At 60.2% G+C, this 12,816-nt stretch carries 10 protein-coding genes; all 10 read right to left on the minus strand.

From position 1 onward, the window contains the following. Positions 1-91: 91 nt before the first annotated feature. Complete coding sequence (locus P9L99_19010; protein ID MDP8225458.1) at positions 92-673, minus strand: hypothetical protein; 582 nt, start codon at positions 671-673, stop codon at positions 92-94. Continuing rightward, entirely contained in the window at positions 651-866 is a 216-nt protein-coding gene (locus P9L99_19015; GenBank protein MDP8225459.1) for a hypothetical protein, read from the minus strand. The genes P9L99_19010 and P9L99_19015 overlap by 23 nt, the downstream gene beginning before the upstream one ends. A 17-nt stretch (positions 867-883) precedes the next feature. Next, entirely contained in the window at positions 884-1,903 is a 1,020-nt protein-coding gene (locus tag P9L99_19020) for an iron-containing alcohol dehydrogenase (GenBank protein MDP8225460.1), read from the minus strand. 155 nt (positions 1,904-2,058) lie between these two features. After that, positions 2,059-3,294, minus strand: a complete 1,236-nt coding sequence (locus tag P9L99_19025; protein MDP8225461.1) for a citrate/2-methylcitrate synthase — start codon at positions 3,292-3,294, stop codon at positions 2,059-2,061. 123 nt (positions 3,295-3,417) lie between these two features. Beyond that, entirely contained in the window at positions 3,418-4,842 is a 1,425-nt protein-coding gene (locus P9L99_19030) for an aspartate ammonia-lyase (GenBank protein MDP8225462.1), read from the minus strand. Positions 4,843-4,847: 5 nt separating this feature from the next. Further along, entirely contained in the window at positions 4,848-5,555 is a 708-nt protein-coding gene (locus P9L99_19035) for a 2Fe-2S iron-sulfur cluster-binding protein (protein ID MDP8225463.1), read from the minus strand. 15 nt (positions 5,556-5,570) lie between these two features. After that, a complete protein-coding gene (locus tag P9L99_19040) occupies positions 5,571-7,262 on the minus strand; it encodes an FAD-binding protein (protein MDP8225464.1) in 1,692 nt (563 codons plus the stop codon). Positions 7,263-7,324: 62 nt separating this feature from the next. After that, positions 7,325-8,188: a thiamine pyrophosphate-dependent enzyme gene (locus tag P9L99_19045; GenBank protein ID MDP8225465.1), complete on the minus strand. Its 864-nt coding sequence runs from the start codon at positions 8,186-8,188 to the stop codon at positions 7,325-7,327. Beyond that, the gene (locus P9L99_19050; protein ID MDP8225466.1) at positions 8,188-9,891 is read right to left on the minus strand and encodes a 2-oxoacid:acceptor oxidoreductase subunit alpha; all 1,704 of its coding nucleotides are present in this window, start codon (positions 9,889-9,891) and stop codon (positions 8,188-8,190) included. Before P9L99_19050 ends, P9L99_19045 begins: the two co-directional genes overlap by 1 nt. A gap of 62 nt (positions 9,892-9,953) precedes the next feature. Continuing rightward, positions 9,954-12,668, minus strand: coding sequence for an aconitate hydratase AcnA (acnA, locus tag P9L99_19055; GenBank protein ID MDP8225467.1), 2,715 nt, complete (start codon positions 12,666-12,668; stop codon positions 9,954-9,956). Positions 12,669-12,816 lie beyond the last annotated feature (148 nt).

Consider the following 12,816-nt stretch of genomic DNA (forward strand, 5'->3'; position numbering starts at 1 on the left):
AAAAGAAGTTGAGAAACAACATAAGAAGAGCCGCTAATTAATGGAACAAAATGCATTAACTATGAATACCTATCTAACTGTAATATAAGGCTTATGGCTCAGGAATCACGGCGACTTGCTCGGCGGCGTGAAGAGTCGATAGTGTGAAACGCCATCGATTGGGGCCGATTTTTTCGCCGTCGAGTTCGGTTTCATTTCCCGACTTCACTAGCAGGAAGCTTTCCGGCTCAAAGCCAAGCGGCGGCTCGATCAGCGGGTCCAGGTACTCTTCGGGATCGGTAAAAACGCCGCCGCCGGAGTCGTTCCAGTCGCCGACAAAAAATCGTGGTTCGTGTAAGCGCAGCGCGCGGGTCTCTTCGTAGTCGGCGTGGTTGCCGTCGGTGCCCAGGACCGTGAAGACGATCCATTCATGAAAGCGCGCAAAACCGTCGCACTGCAGAACTCGTAGCGTGGCGGTAGCGCCCGGCGTCAGGAAAGGATTGTCGACAATCGTGAAATTCGAAACGTCGAGGCCATCGATCGCTAGGCCGTTGACCACGATCTCGACTTCGCCGTCGTTTTCGCCTTTGACGGCGTTGAGCACCCAACGGGGATTCTCACCCCATTCCTCGATGATCGCGCGCTGCGTCGCATTGAGGCTACCGTTGTGGCTACCACAGGTAAATGTCGTCATCGACGACCGAGTCATCATCGGTGACCGAGTCATCATCGCCGGTGTCGTCATCGACGACCGAATCGTCACTGCCGGTGTCGTCATCGGCGACGGAGTCGTCGTTTTCATCATCGTCGTTGTTGCAGCCGGGCAGCGCGATCAGCAAAGCGGTCATGGAGACGAGAAGAATTACGACCCAAAACACGCGAGGCATTTTGTGGCCTCCAAAAATCAGCAGGCCGGTTCCGCGAACTTCGTCATCAAACCGTCGACCCGGTTTTCGGCCATTCCCAGGTGATGGTAGATGCCGTAGGGGAGTTGGGTTTCTTCTTCCAAGTATTGCGGCAGCGCCAGCAAGGTGTCGTGAATGTCATCAATCGTGACGCCTACCTGCGCGGGACGAAAATCCAGGTCGATCGCAGCCAGAAAATCGAGCACCGGCTGCAGCGGCTGTTCCTGGGACATTGCCGTAAGCACGACGGCCATGGCGATGAGTTCGCCATGAATAAAGTGCCTCTTAGTCAAGGCCTCGATGCAATAGCCGAAGTAGTGCTCGGAGCCTTCTTCCGGGCGGCTGTTGCCGAACTGCTCGCAGAGACGGACTTCGCCGACGTAAAGTTCCGATAGCAGCGCCAGGCCTTCTTCGGTGTTCTCGCGGATCGCGTCGGCGCCGGCAAAGAGTTGATCGAGCAGCGTTTGCGATTGCGCGGCGATGTCCGGATCGTAGGCTTCGGCGGTCTGCTCGTGAGCGAGCCGCCAATCGAACAGGGCGGTATAGATGGAAAGGATATCGCCAATGCCGGCCCGGTTAAGGTTCGGCGGCGCTTTTCGCAGCAGTTCAAAATCGACCAGCAGATGTTCCGGGAATACTTCGCCCACGTAACGCACGCGATGATCAACCCGCACGCCAATGGACTTCGTGAACGGGGCGTCGGCGCTGAGGATCGACGGGACAAGAATCAGCTTAGCGCCGGTTTTCCAGGCGAACATCTTCGCCGCGTCGCAGGCGCTGCCGCCACCGATCCCGAACACGGTTTCGCACTGGGCGACGCGCTGGATTTGCCGCTCCAAACGAGACTGCTCCATGGATTTGGGCACGGCGACTTGTTTCGGCGGGAAATGAAACTCGTGTTTGACCAGTTCCCAGGCTTCTGGTGCGCAAAAAACGAGGCAGTCGTCAAAGTACGCGCGGTCGAGAGTCGGAATGAGGTCGGTTCCGTATGTTGGTAAAGCTTGGCGAATGGCAGTCACTCGAAACTCCTTCAGGGCACGTTCCAAAAGTGGCACTCAGTGCAGAATGATTGTTGTCATTATGCTTGGACAGCACTAATTGACAAGACCCCAGGGAACGGAAGGGGCCGGCATTCGACCCAACGCGGAGTGGACTCGGCGGCTATCGGCGCGGATCAGTCGCGGTTTTCGACGTCCTTCCAGACACAGCCTTCTTCGCCGCAATATCTACCGATGTAGTCAGCGCGAGGACGATAGAGCGCGGGTTTGCCGGAGACCTCGGCGAAGAACTCCTCGATGTAATGCGCGACCCAACCGGATACGCGGGCCATGGCGAAGATCGGCGTAAACAGATCCACGGGAATTCCCATGTAGTGGTAGACCGAGGCGGAGAAGAAGTCGACGTTGGCGTTGATGTCCACGCCTTTGCGCCGCTTGAACTCTTCTTTGGTGAAAGAGAGGATTTCCTCAGAGAGTTCGTACCACGTTGCATCGCCGGATTGCTCACCCAGGTTTTGCGACATGGGGCCGAGAATCTTCGCGCGCGGGTCCAGGGTTTTGTACACGGCGTGGCCCATGCCCATGATGCGCCCGCCGGAATTAAGTGTACCGAGAACGAAATCTTCTACGTTGTCCTTATGACCAATGTTTTGGAGCATCTCGTAAACGCGGGCGTTGGCGCCCCCGTGCAATTCTCCGGAAAGTGAGCCGTTGGCGCTGGCGATGGCGGCGTACATCGTGGCGCGCGTCGAGGCGACTTGGCGGGCAGTAAACGTCGAGGCGTTGAACGAATGTTCGGCGTGCAGGATCATGGCCACGTCCATGGTCCGGGCGGCGAAGTCGTCGGGGATCTCGCCGTGCATCGTGTAGAGAAAATTACCGGCAATGCCCAACTCGGGGTTCGGGTTCACAACGTGTTTTCCCTGGCGAATGCGGTACCACGCCGCCACGAGCAGGGGGAACATCGCAACGAGGCGCGTCGCCTTGTTGTAGTTGGCTTCCTTGGTCGTTTCCGCCGCCTCCTGATCGTAGGCAGCCAGAAGCGAGACAACGCCCTGCAGGACATCCATCGCCTTTGTGGAGTTCGGAATGGCTTTCAGCGCATCGACAATGCCTTCAGGCAGAAAGCTGTATTCACCGATCCGTTCCTTGAAGGCGGCCAATTCCTCTCGATTGGGCAGTTTGTTTTTGATTAGCAGGTGCGCGACTTCTTCGTATGTGGCCTTGCGGGCCAGCGTTTCGATGTCGTAGCCGCGATATAGCAGGACGCCTTCTTTGCCGTCGATTTTACAGATGGCCGAGTCGGCGACGGTGACGCCGCGCAAGCCGACGTTTTTGGAAATCGGCGTGGGTTGAGGCTGAGGAGAAGCTTGGCTATCGACCTGCGTGCGTGCGTTTTTTTGAATAATCATTCGAAGGCTCCTTTTGTTCCCGGAGCGCGTCCTGCGCCATAAAGCGCGGCGGCGACTCTTTTCAGCGACGTTATTATTTAATAATTCCTATTTGCCGATTTACAAGCTCCACGGCGCGGTCGACTACTTCTTTTTCGGTTTTCCGGCCAGATCGGGGTCCGGACCGGTCAAGCGTTTAAGGTTGAGGACGTGCTTGATCTCCTTCTCGCTTAACATGCCCTCCGCGCGAACCAACTCAGTGATCGTTTTGCCTTCCGCAAAGGCGCGTTTGGCCACAGCCGCCGCGCCCAGATATCCGATCGACGGCGCCAACGCGGTGGCCAGCCCCATGCTGCGATACGCGTAGTCTTCACACCTGTCCGGATTGGCCGTGATGCCCTCCACGCAGCGTAGGCGCAGTTGTCGGCATGCCGAGGTCAGCACTTCAATGGACTCGAGGATATTCTCCGCCATGATCGGCATCATAACGTTGAGTTCCAACTGTCCGGCCGCGGAAGCCAGGCTGACGCACGTGTCGTTACCGATCACGTGGAAGCAAACCATGTTGACCATTTCCGGCATCGAAGGATTGATTTTGCCGGGCATGATCGAGGAACCCGCCTGCACCGAAGGCAGAACGATTTCCGCCAAGCCGGTCGTCGGACCCGATGAGAGCAGGCGCAGGTCGTTGGCGATGCGGCCCAGTTCATTCGCGAAATCGCGCAGCGCCCCCGAGGCGCGACTCACCGGCGCCTGGCATTGCATGGCGAACTGAAGGTCGCGGGCTTTTTTGAACGCGTGGCCGGTTTCGTGGGAAAGCTCCTCGCACATGCGTTTGGCGTAGGCGGGGTGGGTATTCATGCCCGTGCCGGTCGCCGAGCCGCCGATGCCCAATTCCAAGAGGTCGCCCGCAGTGCGCCGCACATGCCGGGTGGCGGAGCGGACCGTCTCAGCGTAGGCCTTGAACTCCGCGCCCAGCGTCACCGGCACGGCGTCTTGGAGGTGCGTACGGCCGCTTTTGACGATCTTCGCAAAGCGCTTGCCGAGGTCGGCGAGGGAGGCGGCCAGTTTTTCCGCTTCGGGGTAGAAATCGGCCAAGGCGTCGACGGCGGCCAGTCGCATGGCCGTGGGGAAGGTGTCGTTCGTGGACTGTCCCATGTTGACGTGGTCGTTGGGGTGCAGGAATTGGTACTCGCCTTTTTTGCGGCCGAGCAGTTCGAGGGCGCGATTACACAGGACCTCGTTGGCGTTCATGTTCGTGCTGGTTCCGGCGCCGGCCTGAAAGACATCGATGACAAACTGGTCACGAAACATGCCGGCCAGCACTTCATCGGCGGCGCTACGGATTGCCTTTGCGTCTTTGGCGCGCAATCGGCCCGCTTCCCGGTTCACCTTCGCCGCGGCCTTCTTAATGCGGCAGTAGGCCTCCACGATTCGCGGGTGAATCTTGCGCCGGCTGATCGGGAAGTTGATCAGCGCGCGCCCGACGTTGACGCCGTAGTAAGCATCTGCCGGGATTTCGAGGGTGCCGAGCGAATCTTTTTCCACACGAACGCTTTTCTTAGCCACTTGATCTACTCCTGTGCCGATAGTTCCTTGCGAATGAAATTGATCGCGCGCAGCGGGCGCACGTCCTTGGGACATACTTTGACGCAGTTGGCATGTGAGTCGCAAGCGACAACTCCGAAGTCGGGGTCGGCGGCTAGGCCGATGCGTTCGTCGCGAGCGGCGTCGCGGGAGTCGAAGAAGTATTTGTAGAGGGCCACCGCAGCGGCCGGTCCCATGAAGGTTTCCGCGTCGGCGCGCTTCGGGCAATCGGAAAAGCACGCCGCGCATTTGATGCAGGTGATCGCCCGGATCATCTGGTCGAAGTGTTTTGGATCGAGTCCTTCGGTGTGGACGTAGTCGTGGTCCTCGATGTCGCGCCGGATGAAGGGCAGGATGCGCTTGTACGCATCGAAAAAGGGATCGAGGTCGACCACGAGATCGGTGATCGGCATCAGGTTGCCGATAGGATCGACGACGACCTCGCCTTGCTCGACCAGCGTCGCGACCTGCGTTTTGCAGGCCAGGGCGGCGACACCGTTGACGCGCACGGCGCACGATCCGCAAATCGCACCGCGGCAGCTATATCGATAGGCGAACGAGGGGTCGTGATCGTGTTGGATAATGTGGAACACATCCAGCAGGGTGTCGCCCGGATCGAACTCGACTTCAAACTTTTCGCGGTACGTTTCGTCATCGTCGGCGTTTTTCCGGAAGATATCGAAAACACCTTTCATCACCGGCTCCTTTTCTCAGTACGTAATTTGATCGAGAGGCTTGGTGTCGACGATCGTGACATCGAGATGATCCAAGTGGAGTTTGTTCCCGTCCTCGCGCGTCACGAGGCTGTGCTTGAGGAAGCGTGCGTTGTCCATCTTGGGAAAGTCGAGGTGGTAGTGACTGCCCCGCGATTCCTCTCGTGCGACCGAGGCGAAGGCGCAGGCGTAGGCGATGTCGAGCATGCAACCCAGCTCGATGGCGCGGAACGCCTCCATGTTGAAGGTGAGGTTGCGGTTGGCGACGCGCACGCCGCTGAAGCGAGCGCGGACCGCTTCGATATCGGTCAGCCCCTTTTTCATACCCGCCGCGTCGCGCTTGATGCCGAGGCCCGCGACCATCGTTTTCTCCATTTCGGTCCGCAACGCCGGCACCGATTCGGTCGCTTCACCGTCGAACAATGCGTTGAAGTTCGCCATCTCGGCTTCGATCAACGAGGCAGGAGCTTCCTTCTTCTCACCGAGCGATTTCGGAATCATCGCGGCCGCGCGGATACCGAACACCACGGTTTCCAGCAGCGAGTTGCCGCCCAGGCGATTGGCGCCGTGTACCGAGACGCAAGCCGCTTCGCCCGCAGCGAACAGGCCGCGCACCGGCGTGGCGCAATCGGTGTTCACATCGACGCCGCCCATGGTGTAGTGCACGGTCGGTCGGACGGGGATGGGGTCGTCGATCGGGTCGACGCCCGCGAAGTACATGGCGATCTCGCGGATTTGCGGCAGGCGTTGGGTTAGTTTCTCCTTGCCCAGATGGCGTAGATCAAGGCGCACGCAGCCGTCGTCGAAACCGCGTCCCTCCACAATCTCCGTGTGGATGGAGCGGGCCACGAGGTCGCGGGGCGCCAATTCCATGAACTGTGGCGCGTACTTCTCCATGAAACGTTCGCCGTGCTTGTTGACCAGGTAGCCGCCTTCGCCGCGGGCGCCCTCGGTGATGAGAATGCCGTTGGGGATGCCGGTCGGGTGGGTTTGGAAGAATTCCATGTCCTTGAGCGGCACCCCGGCGCGCCAGGCGAGCGCCATGCCGTCACCCGTGTTGATCAGCGCATTGCTTGACTGCCCGAACACACGGCCCGCTCCGCCGGTCGCCACGAGGCCTGCCTTAGCGGAGAAAAAGCCGATTTTGCCGGTTTTGAGGTCGAAGGCGAGGAAGCCGTAGAAATCCTTGCCGTCGGAGACGATGGAGAACACGAACCATTCCCAAAAGACATCGACGCCGCGCTTCGTCACTTGTTCAAACAGCGTGGTCAGCAGGGCGTGACCCGTGATGTCCTGGACGTAGCAGGTGCGGTTGCGCCGCTGCCCGCCGAAGGGGCGTTGCGCGTAGTTGCCGTCGGCCGAGCGGCTGAACGAGGTGCCCCAGCGGTCCAGTTCGTAGATGGCGTTGGGCGCTTGTTCGGTCAACACGCGAACGGCGTCCTGGTCTCCGAGAAACCAGCCGCCTTTGAGCGTGTCGTAGTAATGGTCTTCCCACTTGTCGTCGCGCGCGACCGCCGCGTTGATGCCTCCCTGGGCCGCTCCGGAGTGGGAACGTACCGGGTGCACTTTCGTCAAGACCGCGACTTTGAGGTCGGGATGGTCCTCGGCCATTTTTACCGCCGCCGACATACCGGCAAGGCCGGCGCCCATGATCGCGACATCGTATTCAAAGCGTTCGGAGATCTGCACGTCACACCTCCCTACATTTTCTCGATTGTTTTTCTCACGGCGACATCCATCGCCGGTATTTGCTATCTGAAGCGCGCGAATAGTTCGGCGGCTCGTTCCGGTTTCCGCGTCAACGTTTGGGTGACGATCGGCTCGCCCTGCAGCGCTTTGCGGTTGGCGCCGAAAACGGGGCGTTCGACCTGGTAGTACAGGCCGGTCGGAATCCGGCCGTCGGGCAGGCCGTGCATCGCCAGTTGCAGAGCGGCGTCGAGATCCCCGGCGTCGTGTCCTTCGGGAATAAACCCCGAGTGTTGCTTGTACCAGGCGAAGGAGTTGACTTTGTTGAACGAAACGCAGGGACTCATGACGTCGATCAGCGCTGCGCCCTTATGCATGATGCCCGCCTTGAGCAATTCGACGAGCTGCTCCCGGTAGCCGGTGAAGGTTTTGGCCACGAAGGTCGCGCCGCAAACCAAGGCAAGGGCGCTGGGCCTCAGTTCGGTGGCGCCGACACCTTCGTTGTGGATCTTGGTCACGTAGTCTGCCGCCGCGGTGGGGGATGCTTGACCTTTTGTGAGACCAAACACGCGGTTGTCGCTGGCGATCATCGTGACGTCGAGATTGCGCCGGATGTTGTGGATGAAGTGGTTGCCGCCTTCGGAATAGAAGCAGCCGTCGCCGGAAATCACCAACACCTTGGCTTGGTGGTTGGCCATCTTCATGCCCAGGGCGAGCGGCATCATGCGGCCGTGCAGGCCGTCGAACATGTTGGCCTTGAGGCTGAAACCGAGTTTCGACGCCTGGCCGATGCCCGTCGCCAGCATCAACTCGCGGGGCTCGATACCCAAATCGACCAACGCCGATTTCAGGCAATCGAGCAGGTCGAAATTGCCGCAACCGGGGCACCATTGGGGTTCGTGCAGTTCGTAGTCTTCTAAGCGCGGCATTAGATCACCTCCCGCAGGCGAAAGAGTATTTCTTTTACCGTAAACAGCCGGCCGTCGATCTTGCCGATATGCGCGGTAGTAGCGATACCGCATTCCAGCAACAGCAATTTGCCGAGTTGGCCGGTGAAGTTCATCTCGACCGTGTATAGCCGCTCGGCGGGCGCGAGGGCGCGGCGTACCGCTTTGCGGTTCATCGGGTAAAGGTGGCGAAATACCGCCACGCCCAACCGATGTCCTTCTTTTCGCATCAGTGCGGCCGCTTCCAGCAGCGGCCCGCATGTCGAGCCCCAGCACAGAAACAGCGCCTCCTCGGGATCGCCGACGATCTCGGGGCCCGGGAACTCCGCGGCAATGCCGTCGTGCTTGCGCATCCGTTTCTGGAACTGGGTGATGCGATTGTCGATGTTATCGCTCAGGTGGCCGATCTCCGTGTGTTCGTGGCTGTCCTGCTGAATGATCCACTCGGAAAGCACGGGATAGGCGCGGGGCGAGACGCCGGAATCGGTAACGGCGTAGCGCGGCATGAGGGTGCCCGGTGCGGCGGGTTCCTCGGCGACGGGTCCGCGGTCGATCGTTACTCGGCTCGGGTCGAATTCCTCGACGGTGCTTTGCGAATCGGCAAACGCCTGGTCGGTCATGATGAATACGGGGATCTGCCAGCGCTCGGCGATGTTGAAGGCCTCGGCGCCCATGTAGAAGGCGTCTTCGTGGTCGGCGGGAGCGATCACCGCGCGCGGAAATTCGCCCTGTGACGCGAACACGACCTGCATCAAGTCCGCCTGTTCGGTGCGCGTGGCCATGCCAGTGGAAGGGCCCGGCCGCTGCGCGTCAAGAATCACGACCGGCGTTTCGGAGATGCCCGCCAGGCCAATCGTCTCGGACATGAGTGAAATTCCCGCGCCGGAGGTGCCGACTGCCGCCCGGGCGCCGGCGAACGCCGCTCCACATGCCACGTTGATCGCGGCGACTTCGTCTTCGACTTGTTCGACCACAACGCCCATCTCCCGGGAAAACGAGGCGAGGGCGGTCATCAAGGAAGTGGAGGGGCTCATCGGGTAGCCGGCGTAGACGCCGATGCCGCCCGCGACCATGCCAAGCGCCAGCGCTTCGTGGCCGTCGACAAACATCCGTTGTGTTTCCGGATGCAGGGCGAAGGGCAGTTCGTGGCGATCCTCATCACTGACCAGGTCGGCGCAAGCCTGCGCGGCATCGAAGTTCAATTGCAGGACTTCCGGCTTGATCCGTTTCCCGAGTTGGATGTCCACGGCGTCGGTCAAGTTCCGGCGGTCGAAGCCGATCATCTCGATCAACATCGCTAGCAACTTGACGCCCACGAAACGCGGGTTGTCGGCTTTGGCCGGGCCGGCGTCGTTGGGTAGCGGGCGCAGGCGTGGGTCGTTAAAACCCTCGGCGTCCTGCTCCATGCACAACGTAATCGCCTCGGGACGCAGGTCATACAAATGGATCCGGATGCTCTCTTCGTTGAGCGCGACCAGATAATCGATTAGTCGCACTGAGGCCCCGAGTGGCTCGTCGGAAATACGAATGCGCATGAAGTTGTGCCCGCCGCGCACGCGCGATTGGTAGTCCTGCGTCGTGAAGAGGTGGAGTCCTTGGCGGAGGCAGAGGCGGCCAAAGATGGCGGCGGCGGATTGTACGCCCTGTCCCGCTGCACCGGCGATTACCACGTTTAGATTAGCCATTCCAACCCTTTCGTCCGCGTTAGCGGGTGACCGACGTTGCGACGCCCGAATATGGGTACCGTTTACTCGCCGATCATGCGTCGCAGCGCCATGTCGAGCACGCCGCCGTGCCGGTAGTATTCGACTTCCACCGGCGAATCGATGCGGCACGTCGTGTGGAAGCTGCCCGTGCTACCGTCCTCGCGCTGATAATCCACCACGACGTCCTGGCCCGCGGTGAGGTTATCGTCAACGTGAATGGTGAATGTTTCCCGACCCGTAAGCCCCAGGGCGTCGGCGCTTTCACCCGGCTTGAATTGCAGCGGAAGCACGCCCATACCCACCAAGTTGGCGCGGTGGATAATTTCAAAGGATACGGCGATGACGGCCTTGCCGCCCAGCAGCTTCGTGCCCTTGGCGGCCCAGTCGCGACTGGAGCCCATGCCGTAGTCCTTACCGGCCAGCACAACCAGCGGCACGCCGTCGGCTTGGTACTTCATCGCCGCGTCGTAAATCGTCATCACCTCGCCTGAAAGCAGGTGCGTCGTCCAACCGCCTTCGGTATCGGGGGCCATTTGATTGCGCATGCGAATGTTGCCGAAGGTGCCGCGTGTCATAACGCGATCGTTGCCGCGGCGGCTACCAAAGGAATTGAAGTCTTTGACCTCGACTCCACGCTCGATCAAATAGCGCCCGGCGGGCATGTCCGCGGGTATCGCGCCGGCGGGGCTGATATGGTCCGTCGTGACGCTGTCGCCGACCTTGACCAGGCAGCGGGCGCCGATGATCGGTTCGATGGGCACGGTTTCCAGCTTCATGTCGACGAAGAAGGGCGGCTCCTGGATGTAAGTGCTTTCATCCGACCACGGGTAAACCGGCTCGTCGGTCGAGGGAATGCCGTTCCATATTTCATTGGCGTCGTAGATTTCACCGTAGACTTTCCGATACGACTCAGGCTCCTGCGCCTTGGCGATGTGCTCCTCGATTTCCGCCTTGGAGGGCCAGATATCGCGCAGGAAGACGTCGCGGCCTTCGGAGTCGACGCCGATGGGTTCGCTGGTCAGGTCTGTAAGCACCGTACCGGCGATGGCGTAGGCTACGCATAAGATCGGCGAGGCGAGGTAGTTCGCCTGGGTGTGCGGATTGATGCGCCCTTCGAAATTGCGATTACCGGATAGGACCGCCGCGGCAACCAAGTCGCCTTTTTCGATCGCGTCGACGATGTGCGGGTCGAGTGGCCCGCTGTTGCCGATGCACGTCGTGCAGCCGTAGCCCACGGTGTGAAAGCCAAGCTTTTCCAGATAGGGGGTTAGGCCGGCCTGGTCTAAATAGTAGGTGACCACGCGCGAGCCGGGCGCCAGGCTGGTTTTGACGTGGGGTTTACGGGTCAGGCCTTTCTCGACAGCTTTTTTCGCCAACAATCCGGCGCCGATCAGTACGTAGGGATTGCTGGTGTTCGTGCAGCTTGTGATCGCGGCGATAACCACGTCGCCGTGTTTCAATTCGCCGGCGGTGCCGTCCGGATAGGCGACGGCCGCGCTGGTTGTCGTGTCGTCGTCGCCCAGGGCGAAGCCGCGCTCGGCAATCGGACGCCGCAAATCAGCGCTGAACTCGGTCTTCATGTCGGCCAGCGCAACTTTGTCCTGCGGCCGTTTGGGGCCGGCAAGAGACGAGACAACGGTGCTGATGTCGAGTTCAAAAACGTCCTTGAACACTGGCTCGGGACCATCGTCGGTGCGGAACAATCCCTGCGCTTTGCAATACGCTTCAGTCAGCGCCACCAGCCCGTCCGAGCGGCCGGTGTTGCGCATATAGCGCAGCGTCTCCCGGTCTACCGGGAAGTAGCAGGCGCGCGCCCCCATCTCCGGCGACATATTGGCGATCGTGGCGCGGTCGGCCAGACCGATGTTCGAGAGCCCGGCGCCGAAGAACTCGACGATTTTCCCCACGACGCCTTTCCGGCGCAGAAGCTGGGTAATCGTCAGCACGAGATCGGTCGCCGTGACGCCTTCGGGCAGCGCTCCGGTCAGCTTGAAGCCGACAATTTCCGGCATGACCATGAAGTAGGGCTGGCCGAGGATAACCGCTTCGGCCTCGATGCCTCCCACACCCCACCCCAGGATGCCGAGGCCGTTGATCATTGTCGTGTGGCTGTCGCAACCCACGAGCGTGTCGGGGTAGGCCAGTTCGTGTTCGAGGCCTTCTTCGGCGCGAGTGAACGTGACGCGGCCGAGCGACTCGAGATTCACCTGGTGGCAAATTCCCATGGCGGGCGGCACGCAGCGGAAGTTTTGAAACGCCTTTTGCCCCCAGTGCAGAAACTCGTAACGGGCACTATTGCGCTGGAACTCGAAATCGGAGTTGGTCTGGAGCGCCTCGGGGCTGTTGTAAACGTCCACTTGCACGCTGTGGTCGATCACGAGGTCGACGGGGATTTGCGGATTGATCTTCTGCGGATCCTTGCCGAAGCGCGCCATCGCGCTGCGTAACGCCGCGAGGTCCACAAGCGCGGGTACGCCGGTGAAGTCCTGCATCAGTACCCGCGCCGGGCTGAACGGGATGATGACTGCCTGCGGGTTTTGGGCGTCGTAACTGGCGATCGTGCGAACGTCTTGGGCCGTTACCTCAACGCCGTTTTCGCTGCGCAGTGCCGATTCCAGGAAGATTTTTTGCGTGCGCGGCATGCGATCCAGGTGTGCAATGCCGTCGTCGGCAAGCTTCATGAGGCGGTAGTAATAGTAAGTGCCCGCGTCGGTTTCTAAGATATCGCGGGCGTTGAAGCTGTTCTCGGTTGACATGCTGGCTCCTTCGATCGGCGAGGAAAGGTTTAACTTTCACCATTTCGCGGTTGCAAGGATAGGACCCCAACAAACGGAAATCACAGTTAACTCAGCACGGCGCCAAGGGCGCAAAACGTTGCTTCTTTAATGTCTTTTCGTAATGATT

Origin of the sequence: Candidatus Lernaella stagnicola (assembly GCA_030765525.1) — a bacterium.
GTDB classification, from domain to species: domain Bacteria; phylum Lernaellota; class Lernaellaia; order Lernaellales; family Lernaellaceae; genus Lernaella; species Lernaella stagnicola.

Bases quoted from the DNA above. Each gene is read 5' to 3' on its own strand.
- P9L99_19010 (MDP8225458.1), bottom strand. From the start codon at position 673: ATGACGACATTTACCTGTGGTAGCCACAACGGTAGCCTCAATGCGACG.
- P9L99_19050 (MDP8225466.1), bottom strand. From the start codon at position 9,891: ATGGCTAATCTAAACGTGGTAATCGCCGGTGCAGCGGGACAGGGCGTA.
- P9L99_19025 (MDP8225461.1), bottom strand. From the start codon at position 3,294: ATGATTATTCAAAAAAACGCACGCACGCAGGTCGATAGCCAAGCTTCT.
- acnA (MDP8225467.1), bottom strand. From the start codon at position 12,668: ATGTCAACCGAGAACAGCTTCAACGCCCGCGATATCTTAGAAACCGAC.
- P9L99_19045 (MDP8225465.1), bottom strand. From the start codon at position 8,188: ATGCCGCGCTTAGAAGACTACGAACTGCACGAACCCCAATGGTGCCCC.
- P9L99_19015 (MDP8225459.1), bottom strand. From the start codon at position 866: ATGCCTCGCGTGTTTTGGGTCGTAATTCTTCTCGTCTCCATGACCGCT.
- P9L99_19035 (MDP8225463.1), bottom strand. From the start codon at position 5,555: ATGAAAGGTGTTTTCGATATCTTCCGGAAAAACGCCGACGATGACGAA.